General features: G+C 64.4%; 22 protein-coding genes. 10 read left to right on the top strand and 12 right to left on the bottom strand.

Going from position 1 to position 21457, the window contains the following annotated elements:
* Nucleotides 1-213 precede the first annotated feature (213 nt).
* From HDIA_RS21935 to HDIA_RS21920, 4 genes are all read left to right on the top strand, one after another.
* Entirely contained in the window at nucleotides 214-660 is a 447-nt protein-coding gene (locus HDIA_RS21935; protein ID WP_099558091.1) for a hypothetical protein, read from the top strand.
* Nucleotides 661-778: 118 nt separating this feature from the next.
* Nucleotides 779-1891 (top strand): histidinol-phosphate transaminase, encoded by a 1113-nt coding sequence (gene hisC, locus HDIA_RS21930; RefSeq protein ID WP_099558090.1) that lies wholly within the window; start codon nucleotides 779-781, stop codon nucleotides 1889-1891.
* Between the two features lie 32 nt (nucleotides 1892-1923).
* Nucleotides 1924-2829 (top strand): prephenate/arogenate dehydrogenase family protein, encoded by a 906-nt coding sequence (locus HDIA_RS21925; protein WP_099559087.1) that lies wholly within the window; start codon nucleotides 1924-1926, stop codon nucleotides 2827-2829.
* Between the two features lie 18 nt (nucleotides 2830-2847).
* The gene (locus HDIA_RS21920; protein ID WP_099558089.1) at nucleotides 2848-3336 is read left to right on the top strand and encodes a GNAT family N-acetyltransferase; all 489 of its coding nucleotides are present in this window, start codon (nucleotides 2848-2850) and stop codon (nucleotides 3334-3336) included.
* Between the two features lie 32 nt (nucleotides 3337-3368).
* Here the strand turns inward: HDIA_RS21920 and HDIA_RS21915 are convergent, their stop codons facing one another.
* Nucleotides 3369-4367, bottom strand: coding sequence for a DUF2125 domain-containing protein (locus HDIA_RS21915; protein WP_099558088.1), 999 nt, complete (start codon nucleotides 4365-4367; stop codon nucleotides 3369-3371).
* Nucleotides 4368-4621: 254 nt separating this feature from the next.
* Between HDIA_RS21915 and HDIA_RS21910 the strand changes: the two genes are divergently transcribed.
* Nucleotides 4622-5176, top strand: coding sequence for a gamma-glutamylcyclotransferase (locus tag HDIA_RS21910; RefSeq protein WP_099558087.1), 555 nt, complete (start codon nucleotides 4622-4624; stop codon nucleotides 5174-5176).
* Between the two features lie 9 nt (nucleotides 5177-5185).
* On the opposite strand, the gene HDIA_RS21905 is transcribed toward HDIA_RS21910, so the two are convergent.
* Complete coding sequence (locus HDIA_RS21905; RefSeq protein ID WP_099558086.1) at nucleotides 5186-5971, bottom strand: lysophospholipid acyltransferase family protein; 786 nt, start codon at nucleotides 5969-5971, stop codon at nucleotides 5186-5188.
* A gap of 99 nt (nucleotides 5972-6070) precedes the next feature.
* Nucleotides 6071-6535 carry an Lrp/AsnC family transcriptional regulator gene (locus tag HDIA_RS21900; RefSeq protein WP_099558085.1) on the bottom strand — a complete coding sequence of 155 codons (465 nt, stop codon included), beginning with the start codon at nucleotides 6533-6535 and terminating at the stop codon, nucleotides 6071-6073.
* A 193-nt stretch (nucleotides 6536-6728) separates the two neighbouring features.
* Here HDIA_RS21900 and HDIA_RS21895 point away from each other — a divergent pair, with 193 nt between their 5' ends.
* Complete coding sequence (locus HDIA_RS21895; protein ID WP_099558084.1) at nucleotides 6729-7448, top strand: aspartate/glutamate racemase family protein; 720 nt, start codon at nucleotides 6729-6731, stop codon at nucleotides 7446-7448.
* Nucleotides 7449-7461: 13 nt separating this feature from the next.
* Here HDIA_RS21895 and HDIA_RS21890 read toward each other — a convergent pair whose 3' ends face one another.
* The 6 genes from HDIA_RS21890 to HDIA_RS21865 all read right to left on the bottom strand — a co-directional run bounded on the left by HDIA_RS21890 (nucleotide 7462) and on the right by HDIA_RS21865 (nucleotide 11680).
* Nucleotides 7462-8211, bottom strand: coding sequence for a pyridoxine 5'-phosphate synthase (locus HDIA_RS21890; RefSeq protein ID WP_099558083.1), 750 nt, complete (start codon nucleotides 8209-8211; stop codon nucleotides 7462-7464).
* Nucleotides 8212-8314: 103 nt separating this feature from the next.
* Nucleotides 8315-8944: an urease accessory protein UreG gene (gene ureG, locus HDIA_RS21885; protein WP_197708190.1), complete on the bottom strand. Its 630-nt coding sequence runs from the start codon at nucleotides 8942-8944 to the stop codon at nucleotides 8315-8317.
* Complete coding sequence (locus HDIA_RS21880; protein ID WP_245884023.1) at nucleotides 8944-9654, bottom strand: urease accessory protein UreF; 711 nt, start codon at nucleotides 9652-9654, stop codon at nucleotides 8944-8946. Before HDIA_RS21880 ends, ureG begins: the two co-directional genes overlap by 1 nt.
* Before the next feature lie 6 nt (nucleotides 9655-9660).
* Complete coding sequence (locus HDIA_RS21875; RefSeq protein WP_099558081.1) at nucleotides 9661-10281, bottom strand: urease accessory protein UreE; 621 nt, start codon at nucleotides 10279-10281, stop codon at nucleotides 9661-9663.
* Nucleotides 10282-10304: 23 nt separating this feature from the next.
* Nucleotides 10305-10943, bottom strand: coding sequence for an SGNH/GDSL hydrolase family protein (locus HDIA_RS21870; protein ID WP_157775778.1), 639 nt, complete (start codon nucleotides 10941-10943; stop codon nucleotides 10305-10307).
* A gap of 110 nt (nucleotides 10944-11053) precedes the next feature.
* Nucleotides 11054-11680 (bottom strand): glutathione S-transferase family protein, encoded by a 627-nt coding sequence (locus tag HDIA_RS21865; RefSeq protein ID WP_099558079.1) that lies wholly within the window; start codon nucleotides 11678-11680, stop codon nucleotides 11054-11056.
* Between the two features lie 372 nt (nucleotides 11681-12052).
* Here HDIA_RS21865 and nifH point away from each other — a divergent pair, with 372 nt between their 5' ends.
* From nifH to nifK, 3 genes are all read left to right on the top strand, one after another.
* The gene (gene nifH / locus HDIA_RS21860; protein WP_099558078.1) at nucleotides 12053-12949 is read left to right on the top strand and encodes a nitrogenase iron protein; all 897 of its coding nucleotides are present in this window, start codon (nucleotides 12053-12055) and stop codon (nucleotides 12947-12949) included.
* A gap of 154 nt (nucleotides 12950-13103) precedes the next feature.
* Entirely contained in the window at nucleotides 13104-14618 is a 1515-nt protein-coding gene (gene nifD, locus HDIA_RS21855; protein WP_099558077.1) for a nitrogenase molybdenum-iron protein alpha chain, read from the top strand.
* Nucleotides 14619-14764: 146 nt separating this feature from the next.
* Nucleotides 14765-16303 carry a nitrogenase molybdenum-iron protein subunit beta gene (gene nifK, locus HDIA_RS21850; protein ID WP_099558076.1) on the top strand — a complete coding sequence of 513 codons (1539 nt, stop codon included), beginning with the start codon at nucleotides 14765-14767 and terminating at the stop codon, nucleotides 16301-16303.
* Between the two features lie 79 nt (nucleotides 16304-16382).
* Here nifK and HDIA_RS21845 read toward each other — a convergent pair whose 3' ends face one another.
* Complete coding sequence (locus HDIA_RS21845) at nucleotides 16383-17432, bottom strand: helix-turn-helix domain-containing protein (protein WP_099558075.1); 1050 nt, start codon at nucleotides 17430-17432, stop codon at nucleotides 16383-16385.
* Nucleotides 17433-17595: 163 nt separating this feature from the next.
* Here HDIA_RS21845 and HDIA_RS21840 point away from each other — a divergent pair, with 163 nt between their 5' ends.
* Nucleotides 17596-18585, top strand: coding sequence for an acetyltransferase domain-containing protein (locus HDIA_RS21840; RefSeq protein WP_099558074.1), 990 nt, complete (start codon nucleotides 17596-17598; stop codon nucleotides 18583-18585).
* A gap of 123 nt (nucleotides 18586-18708) precedes the next feature.
* Here the strand turns inward: HDIA_RS21840 and acs are convergent, their stop codons facing one another.
* On the bottom strand, nucleotides 18709-20655 hold the full coding sequence (gene acs, locus HDIA_RS21835) for an acetate--CoA ligase (RefSeq protein WP_099558073.1): 1947 nt from the start codon (nucleotides 20653-20655) through the stop codon (nucleotides 18709-18711).
* A 189-nt stretch (nucleotides 20656-20844) separates the two neighbouring features.
* Nucleotides 20845-21249, bottom strand: a complete 405-nt coding sequence (locus HDIA_RS21830; protein ID WP_099558072.1) for a DUF1761 domain-containing protein — start codon at nucleotides 21247-21249, stop codon at nucleotides 20845-20847.
* Nucleotides 21250-21457: the final 208 nt, after the last annotated feature.

The raw sequence follows: 21457 nt of genomic DNA, 5'->3' as shown, positions 1-21457 counted from the left end.
TCGGGAATGGGCAGATCGGGGCCTTTGGCATAATCCGCAAGGGCCCGTAGCTAGGAAGGTCGGAGGGGAGATGTCAATCCCGGAAGAGGCAATGCCGGCCTGCCGATACCCTAACGGCGGCGGGACGTCTCATCGGGCCCGTTGAGAAAATCGTCACGTCTTGTGTGAAGGATGCAGGTCGAGTTCCTGCCGAAACCGTGGAGAAGACCGGCCATGTTCCGCCCCATCATTCTTGCCGCGATGCTTGGCGCGCTTGCCTTTCCGGTCTTTGGCCAGACCTATTTCGAGCCCAAGCGGGGCAGCGAACTGCGTGCGGACCTGATGGATGCGATCCGGCCGATCGCCGAATGGCAGCTCGGCGCGCCGGTGGAATTCGTGATCGACACCCTGCGCACCGACGACCATGTCGCCTTCGCGATGGTCAAGGCGCAGCGGCCGGGCGGCAAGCCGATCGACATGGCGAAGACGCCGCTTGCCGCGCGCGACAGCTACTATGTCGACGACTATGACGGTCCCGCCACGATGGAAGTGCTGATGAAGCGGTCCGACCGCATGTGGGTGCCGGTGACCTATCATATCGGCTCGACGGAAGCCTGGTGGGACGATGACATCTACTGCCCGGTCTGGGGCGCCGTCATCGAGGAATGGTGCCGCGACTGAGGGGCCCGGTCCCGCGAAAGGCTGTCATTCCCTTTGCCTTTCGCGCCCGTCCTGCCTATGAATGCGCCCGATCATCGGGTTTTATCCCGCACGTGCGCATTCGGAGTTATCCAACATCATGTCGTCCGAGGCTTCCCGTCCCGTCCCGCGTCCCGGCATCCTGGAAATCGATGCCTATGTGCCCGGCCGCTCCAAGGCGCCGGCGGGGGTGAAGCTGCACAAGCTGTCGTCGAACGAGAGCCCGCTCGGGGCGAGCCCGGCGGCGATCGAGGCCTTCAGGGCCATCGCCGACAAGCTGGAGCTTTATCCGGACGGCTCGTCGACGGCGCTGCGTGAAGCGATTGCCGCGATGCATGGCCTCAACCCGGCGAATATCGTCTGCGGCAACGGTTCCGACGATCTCCTGGAACTCATCACCAAGGCCTATATCGGGCCGGGCGACGAGGGCATCTACACGGAATTCGGCTTTCTCGTTTACAAGATCGCGATCCTTGCCGCCGGCGGCGTGCCCGTCGTTGCCAAGGAGACCGACTGCACCGCGAGCGTCGATGCGATCCTGGAAAAGGTGACGCCGCGCACGAAGGTCGTCTTTCTCGCCAATCCGAACAATCCGACGGGCACCTATCTCACGTCGTCCGACGTGAAGCGGCTGCAGGCAGGCCTGCCGCCGCATGTGCTCCTCGTGCTCGACGCCGCCTATGCGGAGTATGTGCGCCGCAACGACTATGCCTCCGGCATCGAGCTTGTCTCGGAGACAGAGAATGTCGTGATGACGCGCACCTTCTCCAAGATCCACGGCCTTGCGGCCCTGCGCATCGGCTGGATGTACGGCCCGGCCCATGTGGTCGACGCCATCAACCGCATCCGTGGGCCGTTCAACGTCTCGGCGGCGGCGATTGCCGCTGGCACCGAGGCGATCCGGGACAGGGCCTTTATCGAGCAGGCCGTTGCCCACAACAACGAGTGGCTGGAGATCGTGACGCGGGAGATCGAGGCGCTCGGCCTCAAGGTGACGCCGAGCGTCGCCAACTTCGTGCTGATCCATTTCCCGGAGGAAAAGGGCAGGACAGCGGGGGACGCCGACGAATTCCTCGTCGCGCGCGGCCTCGTGCTGCGCCAGGTTTCCTCCTACGGCCTGCCGCAGTGCCTGCGCATGACCATCGGCACGGAAGAGGCGAACCGGGCGGTGATTGCGGCGCTGAAGGATTTTCTGAGCGGAGCCGGGTCGTGAACGGGACAGTCGAGACGAAGGACTTTCAGCCTATCGAGCGCCTTGCCATCATCGGCATCGGCCTGATCGGGGCCTCGATTGCGCTCGGTGCGAGGAAGCGTGGGCTCGCCAGGCATATCGCGATCGCGGACCGCTCGCCGACCAATCTTGCCCGGGCCGAGGAACTCGGCCTTGGCGACAGCTACCATGCCGGCGCCGACGCGGCGGTGAAGGACGCCGATCTGGTGATCTGCTGCGTGCCGGTCGGGGCCAGCGGCGACGTGGCACGCGAGATTGCCCGCGGCCTGATGCCCGGCGCGATCGTTTCCGATGTCGGCTCGGTCAAGGGCTCGGTCGTCGCGCAGATGGCGCCGCACCTGCCGAAGAGCGTCCATTTCATTCCCGGCCACCCGGTGGCGGGCACGGAATTTTCCGGTCCGGATGCGGGCCTGCCGGATCTCTTCGTCAAGCGCTGGTGCATCCTGACGCCGCCGGACGATGTCGATGAGTCGGCAAAGGAAAGGCTCATCGGCTTCTGGACCGCTCTGGGGGCGATGGTGGAGTGCATGAGCGCGGAGCACCACGACCTGGTGCTCGCCATCACCAGCCATGTGCCGCATCTGATCGCCTACAACATCGTCGGCACGGCGGACGACCTTGAGGCCGTCACCGAGTCGGAGGTGATGAAATTCTCAGCCGGTGGCTTTCGCGATTTCACCCGCATCGCCGCCTCCGACCCGACCATGTGGCGCGACGTCTTCCTCAACAACCGCGAGGCGGTGATCGAGGTGCTCGGGCGTTTCACCGAGGACCTGATCGCCCTGCAGCGTGCGATCCGATGGGGCGAGGGCGACAAGCTGTTCGATCTCTTTACGCGCACGCGCGCCATCCGGCGAGGCATCATCGATCTCGGCCAGGAGACCGAGGCGCCGGACTTCGGGCGCGGCGGCGAGCGCTGACCGGGTGAGGCTATCACGATGACGATCGAGATCCGCCGCTTCGAGCCAAGGGACGCCGATGGTGTCATCGGCCTCATCCTGCCGATCCAGCAGGATGAGTTCGGCGTTGCGATCACCGCGGAGGACCAGCCGGATCTGAAGGCCATCCCGGATTTCTACCAGACCGGGCTCGGGGACTTCTGGGTCGCTGTAACGGATGAGGGGCGCATCGTCGGCACGATCTCGCTCAAGGATATCGGCGACAAGCTCGGCGCGCTCAGGAAGATGTTCGTCGCCGCCGAATGGCGAGGGCGGGAGCGTGGCGTCGCAAGCGGGCTGCTCGAGCGCCTGCTGACGACCTCGCGCGAGCGCGGCATCAGGTCCGTCTTCCTCGGCACGACCGACAAGTTCCACGCCGCCCATCGCTTCTACGAGAAGAACGGCTTCGCCGAGATCGCGAAGGCGGACCTGCCGGAGAGCTTTCCGTTGATTGCCGTCGACACGAAATTCTACACGATCACGCTCTGACCGGGCGGGGCGCCTAGCGTCTATCTTGGCGCCTATCTCGACGCATAGAGCGAGCCGATCCCGCCGAGAGACTGGCCGCCGGCGCTGACCTTGCCGTCCTTCGCGGTGACGGTGATCGCGCGGGCGCCGTTGTCGGCCGGCTCGCCGAAGACGAGGAAGGCGGTCAGCAGTGGGGCGAGCGGCACCAGCGCGTCCTTGCCGGAGGCGAACAGCGTGCCGAAGGCCTTGAGGCCGTCCGCCTCGACGCGAATCTCGCCGTCCGGTCGTCCGAGGTCGTCGAGGGTGACGCTGCCCTTGCCGGAGAGGGAGACATCGCCGAGCTTCAGGGCGAGGCTGTCGACATCGACCTTGCCGCCCGCCTGCTGCCAGAGCGGCAGGCTCGCCTCAGTCAGGGGGACGAGCATGCGCGGCTCCTCGACCCGCATGATGGCGTCGATGTCGGCGGGAACCGGCAGAAGCTGCTGACCGGCGACGTCGCCCTCGCTGCCGCGCAGCATGGCCGCAAGATCGAGGCTGCCGTCCGCCGGGTCCGGCCGGACATGCCACTCGCCATGGGCGGCGGTCATCTTCATCGTCGGGCGCATCGGCGCGCTGGTCTCGACGGTGAGGTCGTCCGCGACGACCGAGAGGCGCTCGGGGTCGCCGCCCTGATGGCGCAGGCTGGCATGAAGATCGGCGAAGGTCGCCGTCGTCGTGCTGGTGTCCGGCGCGGTCACGATCAGCGGCCCGACGATGTTGGCGAGGGCCAGCTGCCAGTTGTCGACGGCTGCCGTCACGACAAGCCTCGCCGCGTTGACACTGTTGCCGTCGGCCAGTTCGATCGACGGCTTTTCGCAACTGACCACCATCCGGAAAGGCCATCCGGAAATGGAGCGCTCATCACAGGTCACCTTCGTGCCGATGGCCGCGAGCGATTCGAGATTCCGGGTGATGGCCTGATCGGTCTGATCCTTCAGATAGAACCAGCCGCCGGTCCAGGCGACGACGACGACCGCGCCGAGCCCGGCGAGAATCTTGATGCTGCGTGACATGAAGGATCGATCACCCTTTTCTATTGTTTCGAAGCGGCCCTGGCCCGTCTGGGCGCATCGCGCCGGCCATTCTTGCCTTTGCGACCCGTTGCGCAGCCAGCCGCCGGCCGCCTGACACTACGCCTCCCGGTCAGGTCTGATCAACTTTGGCGGACTATGCTGTAGTTCATGTGGCCGCGCTGGCCGGAACTGGGCGAATCGCCCTTCCGCGCCATGTGAACGGCAAGGATCAGGCTGTCTTGGGAAAATGGCGCATGGATGACGTCTTTTATGTCTTCGGCTACGGATCGCTGATGTGGCGGCCGGGATTTGCGCATCGACGCGCTCTGCCGGCCCTGCTCCACGGCGCGCATCGCTCGCTTTGCGTTTACTCCTGGGTGCATCGGGGGACGCGGGAGCGGCCGGGTCTCGTCTTCGGGCTCGACCGGGGCGGGGCCTGCCGGGGGCTTGCCTTCGAGGTCGATGCCGCCGACCGGGAGGAGGTGGTCGCTTATCTGAGGGCGCGCGAACAGGTGACGGCCGTCTACCGGGAAGCGATCCGTCCCGTTCGGTTGCTTCAGCCGGAGAAGCTGATTGTGCCGGCGCTGACCTATCTCGTCGATCATCGCCACGACCAATATGCCGGTCGGCTCGACCATGCGACACGGATCGACATCGTGCGCCGCAGCGCCGGCCAGTCCGGGCGCAACCCGGACTATGTGCTGGCGACTGCCGATCATCTGGTGGAACTCGGCATCCGCGATCACGAGGTCTCGGCCATTGCCGAGGAACTGCGGTCTCTGGAGCGCGAGGAGAGGGCTGTCTCCTGACCGTCCCGGTCAGTCAGCTTTCGCTTGTGCCTTGAGCAAGGCGATGCGGGCGCGGGCGGCGGCGGGCAATCCCTCGACCCCCTCCTGTCCAGCTTCCAGCAGGCGCTCGTCGCAACGGGCCTCGATGCGGTCCTGGAGAAGGTGGAAGAACTCCCGCATCGGCAGACCCGGCGCGATCGGCTCAAGGAAATCGACGTGGATTGTGCCCTTGCGCTGGACCATGCGGCGGCGCTGCCAGACGAGGCCGGAGTCGAGCGCGACCGGCAGGCAGGGCACGCCAAGATCGGCGTAGAGACGGGCGATGCCGATCTTGTAAGCCGGCTCAGCACCGGGCTCCCGGCGTGTTCCCTCGGGGAAAATCAGCACCTGACGGCCCTGGGCGAGCGTCTTGCGCGTTGCCTCGGTCATCTTGGCAAGCGCGGCCGATCCCTTGCCCCGGTCGACCGGGATCATGTCGAGCCGCCTGATCCACCAGCCGAAGAGCGGGATCCACATCAGCTCGCGCTTCAGGACGAAGACCGCGTCGCCGAACTGCGCCATCAGCGCGATGGTCTCCCACATCGACTGGTGCTTGGAGGCGACGAGCAACGCTCCCTGGGGAATGTTCTCGCGGCCCGTATAGACGTGGCGGACGCCGGTGGTGACGCGGTGCAGGGCCATGGCCGTGCGGCACCAGAATTTGGCAAGACCCACCACACAGCCGCGCGGCAGGAGCATCGCGGGCGAGCACACGATCATCGAGACGATCATGTAGGGATAGAGCAGGGCGTTGAAGAGAAGCGAGCGGACGAGCATGGGGCGGATCTATAGCCGGACAGCCGGGTTGGGGAAACGGATTTTGCGCCACAGGTCTTGGCGAAAGACGCCGAGCTCACCGGCGGCGGACAACGGCTGCTATTGCGCGTAGCCGACGGGAAGCGGGCCCGCTTCCTTCAGCGCCTCCATGGAGATCGACGCCGAAACGTCGAAGAGCTCGGCCTTGCGGACGAGGGCCTTGTAGACGACGTCGTAATGCTCCACGCGCGGCAGGACGATCTTCAGGAGATAGTCGTAGAGGCCCGTGAGCCGGTGGACCTCGACGATCTCGGGAATGTCGGCGACGGCGCGATGGAAATTCTCCATCCATTCGGCGGAATGATGCGCCGTCTTGACCAGCGCGAAGACGGTCGTCGGCAGGCGCATGCGCTCGCGGTCGAGACGGGCGACGCGGCCGGCAATATACCCCTCCGCCTCCAGGCGCTGTATCCGACGCGAGCAGGCGGAAAGGGAGAGGCTCACCTTTTCGGCCAGATCGCCAATGGCGATGGAGGCATCGCGCTGGAGGAGCGATAAAATCCGGCGGTCGCGGTCATCGAGCATAGAGGTGGATTCTCGCGTCGTTCGTGGAATTATCGCAAATTCATGGCGTGATCTTCCGTTTTATATACCGATGTTTGTGTCATGTCTTGCAACGACGCGGATTTTCGCATCCTTTTTGCAAGAAACTCGTGACACTCTTGCATCATCGGACAGGACGGCGCTTGCTGCGCTGGCGCTACGGCAAGAGGAGAGGATGGCAATGAAGACAATCGGGCTTATCGGCGGCATGAGCTTCGAGAGCAGCGCGGTCTACTATCGCCTCGTCAACGAGCAGGTTCGGGCGGCGCTTGGCAGCCTGCATTCGGCGGAGGTGCTGATGCATTCGGTCGACTTCCAGACGATTGTCGACATGCAGAAGGCCGGCCGGTGGGATCTGGCTGCCGAGCGCCTTGCCTCGGTCGCCAAGGGGCTGGAGCGCGCCGGCGCCGGCTGCATCCTGATCTGCACCAACACGATGCATCTCGTCGCGGACGAGGTCGCCGGCGAAATTAGCATTCCGCTCATCAACATCATCGACGAGACGGCATCCGCGCTGAGGGCATCGGGCGTGCGCCGTCCGCTGCTGCTTGCGACGCGCTACACGATGGAGCACGGCTTTTATACCGAGCGGATGGCACGGCATGGCCTCTCGCCGATGACGCCGGATGCGGCTGGCCGTGCGCTGGTCCATGACATCATCTTCAACGAGCTTTGCGCCGGGATCGTGCGTGAGGAGTCGCGTGCCGCCCTTCTCCGCCTGATCGAGCAGGCGAAGGCGGACGGCGCGGACGCCGTCATCCTCGGCTGTACGGAGATCTGCCTGATCCTCGACCCCGCCAATCTGCCACTTCCGGGCTTCGATTCCACGGCGATCCATGCTGCGGCGGCCGTGAGAATGGCGCTGGGCGAGTCGGCCAAGGACCGCGCCGCCTGATATCTGATGGCAATCAGCGGACCGGATCGCCGCAGGCCTCGCGGTAGAGCCGGATCGTCTCGGCCATGCCGTAGATGAGCGCATCGGCGGTGAGCGCGTGGCCGATGGAGACCTCGGCGAGATAAGGGATCGCGGCCTTCAGCTTCGGCATATTGGCAAGCGTCAGGTCATGGCCGGCGTTGACGGCAAGGCCCGCCGTGCGGGCCGCCTCGGCGGCTTCGGCCAGCTTCTTCAGTTCGGCGTCTTGGACATCGGGATCGACGGCGTGTCCGTAGGGACCGGTGTAGAATTCGACCCGATCGGCGCCCGTCTTCGCCGCGCCTTCCGCCATGCCCGCATCGGCATCGACGAACACCGAAACGCGCGCACCGAAGGTATGGATCTGGTCGATGATCCTGCTCAGGTAGGAGGCGTTTTCCTGCGTGTCCCAGCCATGGTCGGAGGTCGACTGCGACGGATCGTCGGGAACGAGCGTCACCTGATCCGGCTGGGCGAGGGCGCAAAGCTCCAGGAACTCGTGGGTCGGATAGCCCTCGATGTTGAATTCCTTGTCCTTCCACTCGCCGCGCAGGAGCTTCTGCAGGTCGAAGACGTCGGTGCGGCGGATATGCCTCTGGTCCGGGCGCGGGTGGATGGTGATGCCATAGGCGCCGGCTTCCAAGGCGATGGCGGAAAGGCCGGTGACGCTCGGCCAGGGCAGGTCGCGCCGGTTGCGCAACTGGGCGATGGCGTTGACGTTGACGGAGAGCTTGGTCGTGGTCATGGCTGCGGCCTTTCCGGCAGGGAAGCCGGCTGGTTAGGACAGTTTTCCGCCGGCTGCAATGCGCGCCATTGGCACAGGATTTTTGGCCGATCGGCGAAGTGGCTCAGCCCTTCAGACCGCCGGCCTCCTCGATGAAGGCCAGCACCGTGTCGACGCCATCGCCGGCGCGAACGTTGGTGAAGACGAAGGGCCGGTCGCGGCGCATCTTTTTCGAATCCCGGTCCATCACCTCCAGCGAGGCGCCGACGAGCGGGGCAAGGTCGATCTTGTTGATGACGAGCAGGTCCGAGCGGGTGATGCCGGGCCCGCCCTTGCGCGGGATCTTGTCGCCGGCCGAAACGTCGATGACGTAGATGGTGATGTCGGCCAGTTCGGGCGAGAAGGTGGCCGCCAGATTGTCGCCGCCGGATTCGATCAGGATCACGTCGAGGCCGGGGAAGGCCTTTTCGAGATCGGCGACGGCGGCAAGGTTGATCGAGGCGTCCTCGCGGATCGCGGTGTGCGGGCAGCCGCCGGTCTCCACGCCGAGGATGCGCTCGGGCGGCAGCGCGCCGGAGCGGGTCAGGAACTCGGCGTCTTCCTTGGTATAGATGTCGTTGGTGATCGCGGCGATCTCGTAGCTCTTGCTGAGGCGCTTGCAGAGCGCGTCCATCAGCGCGGTCTTGCCGGAGCCGACCGGGCCGCCGATGCCGACGCGCAGGGGACCGTTGGGAGACTTGGTTGCGGACGCCATCATGAGCGGAAGAGCCTCGTATACTGGGTTTCATGGTGCATGGAGGCGATGTCGGCGGCAAGCGACGCGCCACCGATCTCCTCCAGGGGCAAAAGGGCGGCCTCGGTCACGACCTCGTGGATGACCGGCTCCATGCGGGCGGTGACGCGCTGGCCGTCGGTCTGGCCAAGCGGCACGGCGCGCACGGCAGCGGAGACGAGATTGGCGGCAAAGGCGGAAAGCATGGCGGTCGCGGCGGGAACGAGCGGCACGCCATGGTCGGCGGCAGCGACTGCGACCGCCACCGGATAGACGATGGCCTCGCCGGACTGGCCGAGGGCTTCGAGACTTGGCGCGCCCCAGGTCTTGGCCACGGTGCCGGCGAAGGCGCGCCCCTGCGCGGTCGCCTCAAGGCGCCGCTCTTTCGTCGGGCAAAGGGCAAGGCCGAGTCCGGCGATCTCCTCCAGCCGGTCGAAATCCGCGTGGGCGGCCGCCGTCCAGGCATTGGCGAAGAGGATGACGTCGGAGCGCCCCGCGCCATGCTTCAGGATGGCCGCGATCCAGGCCTCAAGGCTTGCCGCATCGGTGACATCGCCGGCCTCGATCGCCCATTCCAGCCCGTGGGAATAGGTGTAGGCGCCAACCGGGAAGGCGGGCGAGAGCCAGGCTGCCAGACGGACAAGGCCGGACAGGCCGAGGGCATCCTCGTTCGTGGTCTTGATGTCGGTCACGGGGCGTCAGTGGTCGTGGTGGCGATGATGATCATGGCCACAGCCGCAGTCCGCGCCATGCTCATGGTCGTGATCGTGCGAATGGCTGTGATCGTGTGCATGGGCGTGGCCGTGATCATGATGATCATGATCGTGCCCGTGGTGATCGTCGTGGCCGTGCCGGTGATCATGTCCGTGATCGTGTCCCAGCACCTCGCCATGGCCATAGGCGCCGCCTTCGGGATCAAAGGGCTTTTGAACGTGGGCGACCTTGGCGCCAAGCTTCAGCGCCATATCCTCGATGACATGATCCTCGCGGATCAGCAGCCGGTCGCCGGCAAGCTGGGTCGGCAGGTGACGATTGCCGAGGTGCCAGGCAAGGCGGATGAGATGGGCCGTGTCGTCGGCGGTGATTTCCAGAAGACGCTCGGGCTTGGCGGTGACGAGGATGACGCGGCCATCCTCCAGCTCCAGGCCGTCGCCCTGCTTCATCACCTTGGCTTCCGGCAGGTCGAGCAGAAAGGCCGTGCCGCCGGTGCAACGCATCACCAGACGACGGCGATGGCGGTCGTCGCGCTCCAGATAGAGCGTATCGGCAGGGTCGCCGGAAAAGCTGCCGGCGGGCAGGATGCGGATGGCGCGAATCATGGTCAGTCGTCCTTTGGCGAATTTCAGAACATCGCCCTCAATTCCGCGGCGATGGCAAGGCCGAGGTGCTTGTGCGCTTCGGCCTCCATATGGATCCCCTCGACCGGGCTCATTTCGCAGACCGTACCGGCGTCGAGGAAATGCGCTCCGTTGGCGCGGGCGACGGCGGCGAGCAGCGGGGCAAGGCGCCGGCTTTTCTCGTGTCCGCCGGTGAAGAAGGGTGTCAGGCAACCGACGGCGCGGATCGGCGGCGGCGAGACCAGCAGCACCTTCGGGGGCACCATGCCGGGGCTGGCGGACGTCCGCACCATGCCTGCCAGAACGCCAAGGCCGCCGGCGACATCCTCGGCCGTGAGGGAGAAGCGGCTCTTGAAGTCGTTGGTGCCGAGCATGATGACCACGGCATCGAGCGGACGGTGGCTGGCGATAAGGCCAAGGAGCATGCGCCGGCCGTTCCTGTCCTCGCCCTCGATCGGGTCGTCGTGGACGCTGGTGCGCCCCGGCAGGCCCTCCTCGATCAGGCGCCAGTCGGGCCCGAGGTTGAGTTGGGCAATGCCCGGCCAGCGGACGGACGGCGAATGGCGGCGGGCGTCATTCCAGTCCACCATCGGGACGGTGCCGTAAGTATTGGAATCGCCGAAAAGCAGAATGTTTCTCGTCATGATGGCCTTTTTCAAAATCGGGGGCCGAGAGGTCGGTATCGATTTCCGGACAAAGAACTGGCGAGATAAAAAATGGTGATGAAAGGCCGGGTGTTCTAGGCGGCGGTGTTCTAGGCGGCTGGGGGCATCAGGTCGGCCGGGGCTTTCCAGCCGGGCAGCGCCGCGATGCGTGCGGCCCAAGCCTCGACATTGGGAAACTCGGCCGCCCGGTCTATGCCGGTCTCCTCCTTGTAGAAGACATAGCCGGCCAGCGAAAGGTCGGCGATGGTCGGCCGCGATCCGAGCAGGAAATCGCGCGTCTCCAGATGCTTGTCGACGACGGCATAGGCGCCGCGTGCGCGGGTGCGCAGAAACTCGGTCACCGGCGTGTCGCCGGACTTCTGGATGCCGAACATGAAGCGGAGCGTTGCGTAGTAGCTGGTGAACTTGTGATTGTCGAAGAGGATCCAGCGCCAGATTTCGCGCTTCTCATCCTCGCTCTCGGGACCGAACCTGCCTGTCTGCTGGCTCAGATAATCGAGGATCACGCCAGACTGGCTGAGGCGCTTGCCGTGATGTTCGAGCACCGGCGCCTCGCCCATCTCGTTGAGGCTCTCGCGCCACTCCGCGGTCCGTGTGATCCCGTCGAAATAGGCGACCGGTCGCGCCTCCCAGTCGGCGCCTGAAAGTTCCAGCATCAGGGCCGCCTTGTAGGCGTTGCCGCTCTCGATGAAGCAGTGGAGGAGGTACTCGCTCATGGCCTTTTCCCGGGGGAGGAGTGCTGGAAGGGGCGGCGGGGCAAATCGGGCAACCTGCCCGATCTTGCTTTGGCCATGCTACGGGCTGGCGCTAGCGGAGGGAAGAGCCTTGCGGCGGTGCAGCGAAGATGACGGCGCCGGGGCCTTGCGACAAGGGTTGTCATGAATTGTCGATGTCGCGACAGGGTTTCGTTGTGTCGATGGGTGGTCGGGAATTCCAATTAATGCATTGATTAAATTATATAATTTCTGATGTCGAGTGTTTGGCACGGTCCTTGAAAATTGGGTGGCGCCGAGGCGGTGTTCCTGCCGCCACGAGTTTTCGGGCCCATTCCAGAGGGGGGCCCAACCGCAAGGGAAAGGGACCAAACAATGGCAGGTCTGCGACAGATCGCATTCTACGGGAAGGGTGGCATCGGCAAGTCCACCACCTCCCAGAACACGCTCGCCGCGCTGGTCGATCTCGGCCAGAAGATTCTCATCGTCGGCTGCGATCCGAAGGCCGATTCGACGCGCCTCATCCTCAATTCCAAGGCCCAGGACACCGTTCTGAGCCTTGCCGCCGAGCAGGGCTCGGTGGAGGATCTGGAACTCGAGGACGTGCTGAAGATCGGCTACAAGGGCATCAAGTGCGTTGAATCCGGCGGCCCGGAGCCGGGCGTCGGCTGCGCCGGCCGCGGCGTCATCACCTCCATCAATTTCCTGGAGGAGAACGGCGCCTATGACGACGTCGACTACGTTTCCTACGACGTGCTCGGCGACGTGGTCTGCGGCGGCTTCGCCATGCCGATCCGCGAGAACAAGGCGCAGGAAATCTACATCGTCATGTCCGGCGAGATGATGGCGCTCTATGCCGCCAACAACATCGCCAAGGGCATCCTGAAATATGCCAACTCCGGCGGCGTGCGCCTCGGCGGGCTCATCTGCAACGAGCGCCAGACCGACCGCGAGCTCGATCTCGCCGAAGCCCTGGCCAAGCGGCTGAACTCCAAGCTTGTCCACTTCGTGCCGCGCGACAACATCGTGCAGCATGCCGAACTGCGCAAGCAGACGGTGATCGAGTATTCGCCGGACTGCCAGCAGGCGCAGGAATATCGCCAGCTCGCCCAGAAGATCCATGACAATTCCGGCAAGGGCACCATCCCGACCCCGATCACGATGGAAGAGCTGGAAGACATGCTGCTCGACTTCGGCATCATGAAGACCGACGAGCAGATGCTGGCCGAGCTTGCCGCCAAGGAGGCCGCCAAGGCCGCCGCGGCGAACTGAGCCGACCCTTTCGCCAAGCATGGCGCCGGGCCTTGACCCCGGCGGCATGCGGCGAACCGACAAACCCGTTTCGTAACACCGGATCGAGCTTCCATGCGCGCAGGCAGGTGCCTGCGGCAAAGGTGGCTCCTTGCCCGAACGACTGGAGGTCACCATGAGCCTCGATTACGAAAACGACGGCGAATTCAATGAAAAACTCATTGAGGACGTGCTGTCACAATATCCCGACAAGTTCGCCAAGCGTCGCAAGAAGCACCTCTCGGTCGCCAAGGGCGTCGAAGGCGAGGCGGCGGAGGCCGAGGTTGGCGAAGAAGGCGCCGTCCTCACCGAATGCGACGTGAAATCCAACATCAAGTCGGTTCCCGGCGTGATGACGATCCGCGGCTGCGCCTACGCCGGTTCCAAGGGCGTGGTGTGGGGCCCGGTCAAGGACATGGTCCACATCAGCCACGGCCCCGTCGGCTGCGGCCAGTATTCCTGGTCCCAGCGCCGCAATTACTACATCGGCCAGACGGGCATCGACTCGTTCGTCACGATGCAGTTCACCTCCGACTTCCAGGAGCGTGACATCGTGTTCGGCGGCGACAAGAAGCTGGAAAAAGTCATCGACGAGATCGAGGAGCTGTTCCCGCTCGCCAATGGCGTGACGATCCAGTCCGAATGCCCGATCGGCCTCATCGGCGACGACATCGAAGCGGTCGCCAAGAAGAAGGCCAAGGAGCACGAGACGACCATCGTTCCGGTCCGCTGCGAAGGCTTTCGCGGCGTCTCGCAGTCGCTCGGCCACCACATCGCCAACGATTCCATCCGCGACTGGGTGTTCGACAAGAAGGAAAGCGACTGGGAAACCGGTCCCTATGACGTCAACGTCATCGGCGACTACAACATCGGCGGCGACGCCTGGGCCTCGCGCATCCTGCTTGAGGAAATGGGCCTGCGGGTCGTCGGCAACTGGTCGGGTGACGCGACGCTTGCAGAGATCGAACGTGCGCCCAAGGCGCGCCTCAACCTCATCCACTGCTACCGGTCGATGAACTACATCTGCCGCCACATGGAAGAGAAATACGGCGTTGCCTGGATGGAGTACAACTTCTTCGGCCCCTCGCAGATCGCCGCCTCGCTTCGCAAGATCGCCAAGCATTTCGGGCCCGAGATCGAGGAAAAGGCCGAAGCCGTCATCGCCAAGTACCAGCCTCTCGTCGACGAGGTAGTGGCGAAGTTCCGTCCGCGCCTCGAAGGCAAGACGGTGATGCTCTATGTCGGCGGCCTGCGCCCCCGGCACGTCATCACGGCCTACGAGGATCTCGGTATGGAGATCGCCGGCACGGGCTACGAGTTCGGCCACAACGACGACTATCAGCGCACCGGGCACTATGTGAAGAAGGGCACGCTGATCTACGACGACGTCACCGGCTACGAGCTTGAGAAGTTCATCGAGAAGGTGCGTCCCGACCTCGTCGGCTCGGGCATCAAGGAAAAATACCCGGTGCAGAAGATGGGCATCCCGTTCCGTCAGATGCACTCCTGGGACTATTCCGGCCCCTATCACGGCTACGACGGCTTCGCGATCTTCGCCCGCGACATGGATCTCGCCATCAACAATCCCGTCTGGGATCTGTTCGATGCGCCCTGGGTGGAAGAACCCGAATATCAGGCGGCCGCCGAGTAATCCGGCTTTTCAGACACTTTCCGTGGGGCGCTCACGCCCCACGGCGACCTTCGCACTGGCCCATCGTGGCCCTTCGTGCACCGAACCTTACCAACCCCCGACAGTGCCGCCGTATGGCGCGGCCCGGGTGAGAGAGGTGACCAGTCATGCCGCAGTCAGCAGACAACGTTCTCGACCACGCCCCCCTGTTCCGGGAGCCTGAATACAAGGAAATGCTCGCCGCCAAGAAAGCGCTCTTCGAGTGCGGCGTCGGCGATGAGAAGATCGCGGAGCAGACCGAATACGCCAAGAGCTGGGAATATCGGGAAAAGAACCTTTCCCGCGAGGCGCTCGTCGTCAATCCGGCCAAGGCCTGCCAGCCGCTCGGCGCGGTCTTCGCGTCCGCCGGCTTTGAAAAGACCATGAGCTTCGTGCACGGCTCTCAGGGCTGTGTCGCCTACTATCGCTCGCATCTGTCGCGTCACTTCAAGGAGCCCTGCTCGGCAGTCTCCTCCTCGATGACGGAAGACGCGGCGGTCTTCGGCGGTCTCAACAACATGGTCGACGGCCTTGCCAACACCTATTCGCTCTACGCGCCGAAGATGGTGGCCGTCTCAACGACCTGCATGGCGGAAGTGATCGGGGACGACCTGCAGTCCTTCATCCAGACAGCCAAGGACAAGGGCTCGGTGCCGCAGGAGTTCGACGTTCCGTTCGCCCACACGCCGGCCTTCGTCGGCAGCCATGTCGACGGCTACGACAACATGGTCAAGGGTATCCTGGAGAATTTCTGGAAGGACAAGGAACGCAGCGAAGGCGCCTCGATCAACATCATTCCAGGCTTCGACGGCTATTGCGTCGGCAACAACCGGGAACTGAAGCGGCTGCTCGACATGATGGGCGTCGACTACACGATCCTCGGCGATGCCTCCGACCAGTTCGACACACCCTCCGACGGCGAGTTCCGCATGTATGACGGCGGCACCAAGCTGGAGGACGTCGCTGCCGGCCTCAATGCCAAGGCGACGCTGTCGCTGCAGCACTGGAACACCCGCAAGACGCTGGAATACGTGGCGGAGAAGGGACAGGAGACCGCCTCCTTCCACTATCCGATGGGCATCCGCGCCACGGACGAACTGCTGATGAAGGTGTCCGCGCTTTCCGGCAAGGCGATCCCGGAAGCGATCCGCATGGAGCGCGGCCGCCTCGTCGACGCCATGGCCGACAGCCAGGCTTATCTGCATGGCAAGAAATACGCGGTCTATGGCGATCCGGATTTCGTGCACGCAATGGCCCGCTTCATCCTGGAGACCGGCGGCGAGCCGATCCACTGCCTTGCCACCAACGGGTCCAAGGCGTGGGAAGAGGAAATGAAGGCGATGCTGGAAACCTCGCCCTTCGGCAAGAACTGCCATGTGTGGGCCGGCAAGGACCTCTGGCACATGCGCTCGCTGCTCTTCACCGAGAAGGTCGACCTCCTGATCGGCAACTCCTACGGGAAGTATCTGGAGCGCGACACCGGCACGCCGCTGCTGCGCATGACCTTCCCGGTGTTCGACCGTCACCATCACCACCGTTTCCCGCTGTGGGGCTATCAGGGCGGCCTGCGCGTGCTGACGGCGATGCTCGACAAGTTCTTCGACATCTACGACGACGACACGATCATCCCGGGCGAGACGGACTACTCCTACGACCTGACGCGGTGACTTGTACGCAAGCTACATATTTCACGTGAATCCGATGGCCGGTTCCGAAGGGGACCGGCCATTGGCGTTTCCGCCGTAGTCACGAAGAGACCGGACCGAAACGCCCGTCTTCCGGGTAGCGGAGCGCCAATTCCTGGGTGAGCGCGGCCATGTCTTTTTCGCGGCCTTCACGCCGCAACAGGTCCAGCAGCATCAGGGCCGGTGCCTTCTTGGAGCGCTTGGTAATGGTGGCGTAGTCCGGTTCGTCGTGCAGGCGGCGGACGAGTTTTTCCAGGCGGTGGATTGCGCGGCTTGTATCGCCTGAGAGCAGGTCGGCGCGGGCGGCCAGCTCCATTGCGCCGGGATTGCCGGAAAGGCCAAGAGCCTCGATCTCGATGGACGTGACCCGTTCGCCGGAAGCCATCTGCCGGGCGAGGGCGCCAAGCCGGGCGAGCTGCGGCCAGTCCGGATTTTCGATCAGCAGGCCTTTCGAGGCGATTTCCGTTTCGATTGCCCGGTCGAAGGTGGAAATCACGCGGCGGATGACGTTGATCGAATAGAGGTGATCGTGGACCTCGTGGGTCGAGGCGACGGGGACGAGATTGATGGACGGGTGGTCGAGTGCCGCAAGGCTTGCCGCCGTTCCCGCGTCGTAGGCGTCGAAGAGACCGAAGACCAGATCATGGCGGTGATGCTTGCTGCCTGTTGCGACCAACTTTGTGAGGGAAGCCTCGTCCGGATGCGGCGACAGTCCGGCCATGGCGCTGCGGCTGCCCGGCTCTCCGACCAAAAGATCGGGCGCGAAGACAACGGCCTTGCCGTCGCCGCGCCGAAGGGCGGTCACGAGCGCACCCCAACCGCCCATGGAGCTGCCGTAGTAGACGATGCGGTCCGGTTTCAGGGTCTTGATGGCGTCGTCCACCGCTTCATCGATGACCCGCTCCTGATCGCGATACCAACCGCCCGTCAGGTCGTTGAGGAACAGGCCGTGGTGGGCGGTGCGTGCGAAGAGCCGTGAAAGGCCGAATTTTCCCTTCGGGACACGAACCTGCGAAAAGACGACGGCAAGCGTGCGGCTGCCACGCCCGGCAATGCGGCGCCAGGCAAGCCCCTCGCTTTCCCCCTCGAAAATGGCAGGATCGTCGTTCATGGTCTTCCTGTCGGCGAACCGCTTGGCGGGAGGGTGTCGGTCCCGGAGGTCAGGCGTGGAGCGGTCGCGGTCATAGGGATTTGATATGAGCGCCCGTTGAAATGCGCTAGCGATAGTTGATCGGCCACGTGGTGGCGAGAAAGACCAGTTCAGGGAGACGCGTATGGCCGAGGCCATGGACCGGACGGCGGCGGAACAGGGCAAATCACGGCGGATCGATCTTCTGGATATCGCCCGCGCGTTCGCGATCCTCGCGATGGCGAGCTATCATTTTGCCTGGGACCTGTCCTATTTCGGCTTCATCAACGTCAATGTCGCGTCCGAGCCGGCCTGGCACCACTATGCACAGGCAATTGCCTCGTCCTTCCTCATCCTCGTCGGTATTTCGCTGGTTCTGGCGCATCGACGCGGCTTTCGGCTGAGGCCCTTCCTCATCCGGTTCGGCCAGATTGCCCTCTCGGCGGCGGCGATCACGCTGGTCACCTACTTCGTCTTTCCCGATGCCTTCATCTATTTCGGCATCCTCCACAATATCGCGGTCGCGAGTGTCCTCGGCCTTGCCTTCGTCCGTCTTCCCGTTGCCCTGACCGTCATTGCCGCCGCCATCGCTCTTGCGTTGCCGCTTGCCGTGTCGGTGCCGGGCGATGCGGGCTTCGCCGTCTGGTGGACCGGGCTTGCGAACTGGGTACGGCCGGCCAACGACTTCGTGCCGCTCTTTCCCTGGTTCGGGGCGGTGCTTGGCGGCATCGCGCTCGGGCGGATCATGGTCGATCGCGGCTGGACGCAGCACCTCGCGGCATTCGTGGCGAAAGGCCGGCTCGGCCGGGGACTGGTCTTCGCCGGCCGGCATTCGCTGATCATCTATCTGATCCACCAGCCGTTGCTCTTCGGCCTGACCGACCTTGCGGCGATGGTGATCCCGCCGAACGAAGCCGCGCAGCGTTCGGCCTTCGTCGGCTCCTGTGTCACGTCCTGCAAGGACATGGGCGGCGAGGCCGCCTTCTGCGAGGCGCACTGCGGCTGCGTTGCCGGCAAGCTGGACAGCACCGATTACTGGACGAAGCGCTTCGTCTCGAAAGAGGATCAGGAGGTCGTGGCGCAGTCGTCGGCGAGTTGCGCGCTGGAGCTTCAGGGTGATGTCGAAAGCCAGTAGGCGCTGGCTACCGCGCAGACGATCCGGGTGACATCCCCTCGCGCGCTATCTCCTCCGCTCAATGAAAAAGCCCCGAAACCGAGCGGTTCCGGGGCTTGTCTTTCACGTCAACCGCGGCAGAACTCAGCTTGCCTTGCGGTTCTGGCGGTTGTCGATGAGGTCGTTGACGACGCCGGGGTCGGCGAGCGTCGAGGTATCGCCGAGCGAGCCGAACTCGTCCTCGGCGATCTTCCTGAGGATACGACGCATGATCTTGCCCGAGCGCGTCTTCGGCAGGCCGGGCGCGAACTGGATCAGATCCGGCGAGGCAATCGGCCCGATCTCGCTGCGGACCCAGTTCCTGAGTTCCTTCTTGAGATCGTCGGTCGGCTCCTCGCCGTCCATCAGCGTCACGTAGCAGTAGATGCCCTGGCCCTTGAGGTCATGCGGGTAGCCGACGACGGCGGCCTCGGAGACCTTCGGGTGGGCAACCAGCGCGGACTCGACCTCGGCCGTGCCCATGCGGTGGCCGGAGACGTTGATGACGTCGTCGACGCGGCCGGTGATCCAGTAGTAGCCGTCCGCGTCGCGCCGGCAGCCGTCACCGGTGAAATAGTAGCCCTTGTAGGTGGTGAAATAGGTCTGCACGAAGCGCTCGTGATCGCCATAGATCGTGCGCATCTGGCCCGGCCAGGAGGTGGTGATGACGAGGTTGCCCTCGGTCGCGCCCTCAAGGATGCCGCCTTCCGCGTCGACGATCGCCGGCTCGACGCCGAAGAAGGGACGCGTTGCGGAGCCCGGCTTCAGGATCGTCGCGCCCGGAAGCGGGGTGATCAGGATGCCGCCGGTCTCCGTCTGCCACCAGGTATCGACGATCGGGCAGCGCTTCTCGCCGACGACGTTGTAGTACCACATCCAGGCTTCGGGATTGATCGGTTCGCCGACAGACCCCAGCAGCTTCAGCGACTTGCGCGACGTCTTGGTCACATGCTCGTCGCCGGCGCCCATCAGGGCGCGGATCGCCGTCGGGGCGGTGTAGAAGATGTTGACGTTGTGCTTGTCGATCACCTCCCAGCAGCGCGCCGGCGAGGGATAGTTCGGCACGCCCTCGAACATCAGCGTCGTCGCGCCGTTGGCGAGCGGACCGTAGACGATGTAGCTGTGGCCGGTGACCCAGCCGACGTCGGCCGTGCACCAGTAGACGTCGCCGTCATGGTAGTCGAAGACATACTGGTGGGTCATCGAGGCGTAGACGAGATAGCCGCCCGTCGTATGCAGCACGCCCTTTGGCTTGCCGGTGGACCCGGAGGTATAGAGGATGAAGAGCGGGTCTTCCGCGTTCATCGGCTCGACCGGGCAGTCGGCGGAGACCTTGGCTGCCTCGGCGTCATAGAAATAGTCGCGGCCGTCGGTCATCGGGACGTCGCCGCCGGTGCGCTTGACGACGATCACCGACGTCACGCCCGAGACTTTTTCCAGCGCCGCGTCGACGTTGGTCTTGAGCGGAACCTTGCGTCCGCCGCGCAGGCCCTCGTCGGCGGTCAGGATGATCTTGGAATCGCAGTCCTCGACGCGGCCCGCGAGGCTGTCGGGAGAAAAGCCGGCGAAGACGATGGAGTGGATGGCGCCGACGCGGGCGCAGGCGAGCATCGCATAGGCCGCCTCGGGGATCATCGGCAGGTAGATGGTGACCCGGTCGCCCTTCTTGACGCCGTGCGCCTTCAGGACGTTGGCGAACTTGCAGACGTTCTCGTAGAGCTCGCGATAGGTGATCGACTTCGATTCAGCCGGATTGTCGCCTTCCCAGATGATGGCGACCTGGTCGCTTTTCGTCGCCAGATGCCGGTCGACGCAGTTGGCGGAGACGTTCAGCACGCCGTCCTCGAACCATTTGATCGAGACGTTGTGCGGGTCGTAGCTGGTGTTCTTGACCTTGGTATAGGGCTTGATCCAGTCAAGCCTCTTGCCGACCTCGCCCCAGAAGCCATCCGGGTCCTCGACCGAGTGCTTGTACATGGCGAGATAGGCTTCGTTGTTCACGTAGGCGTTGTCGGCCATCACGGCCGGAACGGGGATTACCGCGTCCGTCATCTATGTCCTCCCGGCTTTTTTCTTCTCGCGTCCGTTCCGGTGGGACCGGTCGGGCGCAAACTCGTTGAACCGTTGTCGGACGGCATTATGCGCAGGTGCAGCATCATCGTCCACTGGTGAAAACTCGCACTTTCGTAGCGTTGGCGCGCGCTACGTACCTCTCGCAGGTGTTCGCCGGAGAGGGCGATTTCAAGCGCCGACGAGGCCGATGACGAGACCCATGACGAGGAGAACGGCCAGCCAGTGGCCGGCATCGATGAGAAGCAGTGCGGGGCGAGCGCCCTGGAAGGCGTAGTTGACCGTCATCGTCGTCGCGATGAAGGCGAGCCAGACGAAAAAGGCCGTGATCAGGCCCGAGACCGGGTCGACGGGGCCGATATGCCCGATGAGGCCGGCCAACAGCCAGGCCATGACCAGATTGGCGATGATCGATGTGACGAATGGCCGCGCGCCGCCGCCAAGATCCTCGCGGCTCTTGCCGAGCGCGGTCATCCAGGCCCTGCCGAACAGCAGGCCGTACCAGAGCGCGCCGACCGCAAAGCCGGCCACCGCAGCAAGGACGACCGCAAGATAGCTGATGCCGGTAAAGTCCATGATCTGCCTCGTTCTTCACGGATGAACCTTGCCGGGCAACGCTGCCATCGGTCCGCCGCCCGGCGCTGCCCCGCATGCTACATCAGCTTCGATGCTCCGTCCCGCGCCGGCCGCGAACCGGTGGCGCCACGTCCGGGTTGGGTCATCCGGCTGGATCGATTCGACCACAGGGTGCAATTTGGCCCCGATGCGGAATCAATCGGCGGGA

Origin of the sequence: Hartmannibacter diazotrophicus (assembly GCF_900231165.1) — a bacterium.
GTDB classification, from domain to species: Bacteria; Pseudomonadota; Alphaproteobacteria; order Rhizobiales; family Pleomorphomonadaceae; genus Hartmannibacter; species Hartmannibacter diazotrophicus.
Note: the sequence above shows the minus strand (reverse complement) of the source record. Positions and strands in the feature narration are given on the sequence as shown.

Bases quoted from the DNA above. Each gene is read 5' to 3' on its own strand.
- HDIA_RS21920 (WP_099558089.1), top strand. From the start codon at position 2,848: ATGACGATCGAGATCCGCCGCTTCGAGCCAAGGGACGCCGATGGTGTC.
- HDIA_RS21905 (WP_099558086.1), bottom strand. From the start codon at position 5,971: ATGCTCGTCCGCTCGCTTCTCTTCAACGCCCTGCTCTATCCCTACATG.
- HDIA_RS21890 (WP_099558083.1), bottom strand. From the start codon at position 8,211: ATGACCACGACCAAGCTCTCCGTCAACGTCAACGCCATCGCCCAGTTG.
- HDIA_RS21870 (WP_157775778.1), bottom strand. From the start codon at position 10,943: ATGACGAGAAACATTCTGCTTTTCGGCGATTCCAATACTTACGGCACC.
- hisC (WP_099558090.1), top strand. From the start codon at position 779: ATGTCGTCCGAGGCTTCCCGTCCCGTCCCGCGTCCCGGCATCCTGGAA.
- HDIA_RS21910 (WP_099558087.1), top strand. From the start codon at position 4,622: ATGGATGACGTCTTTTATGTCTTCGGCTACGGATCGCTGATGTGGCGG.
- HDIA_RS21830 (WP_099558072.1), bottom strand. From the start codon at position 21,249: ATGGACTTTACCGGCATCAGCTATCTTGCGGTCGTCCTTGCTGCGGTG.
- HDIA_RS21895 (WP_099558084.1), top strand. From the start codon at position 6,729: ATGGCAATGAAGACAATCGGGCTTATCGGCGGCATGAGCTTCGAGAGC.
- HDIA_RS21875 (WP_099558081.1), bottom strand. From the start codon at position 10,281: ATGATTCGCGCCATCCGCATCCTGCCCGCCGGCAGCTTTTCCGGCGAC.
- nifK (WP_099558076.1), top strand. From the start codon at position 14,765: ATGCCGCAGTCAGCAGACAACGTTCTCGACCACGCCCCCCTGTTCCGG.
- HDIA_RS21865 (WP_099558079.1), bottom strand. From the start codon at position 11,680: ATGAGCGAGTACCTCCTCCACTGCTTCATCGAGAGCGGCAACGCCTAC.
- HDIA_RS21840 (WP_099558074.1), top strand. From the start codon at position 17,596: ATGGCCGAGGCCATGGACCGGACGGCGGCGGAACAGGGCAAATCACGG.
- HDIA_RS21935 (WP_099558091.1), top strand. From the start codon at position 214: ATGTTCCGCCCCATCATTCTTGCCGCGATGCTTGGCGCGCTTGCCTTT.
- nifD (WP_099558077.1), top strand. From the start codon at position 13,104: ATGAGCCTCGATTACGAAAACGACGGCGAATTCAATGAAAAACTCATT.
- HDIA_RS21915 (WP_099558088.1), bottom strand. From the start codon at position 4,367: ATGTCACGCAGCATCAAGATTCTCGCCGGGCTCGGCGCGGTCGTCGTC.
- HDIA_RS21900 (WP_099558085.1), bottom strand. From the start codon at position 6,535: ATGCTCGATGACCGCGACCGCCGGATTTTATCGCTCCTCCAGCGCGAT.
- ureG (WP_197708190.1), bottom strand. From the start codon at position 8,944: ATGGCGTCCGCAACCAAGTCTCCCAACGGTCCCCTGCGCGTCGGCATC.
- acs (WP_099558073.1), bottom strand. From the start codon at position 20,655: ATGACGGACGCGGTAATCCCCGTTCCGGCCGTGATGGCCGACAACGCC.
- nifH (WP_099558078.1), top strand. From the start codon at position 12,053: ATGGCAGGTCTGCGACAGATCGCATTCTACGGGAAGGGTGGCATCGGC.
- HDIA_RS21845 (WP_099558075.1), bottom strand. From the start codon at position 17,432: ATGAACGACGATCCTGCCATTTTCGAGGGGGAAAGCGAGGGGCTTGCC.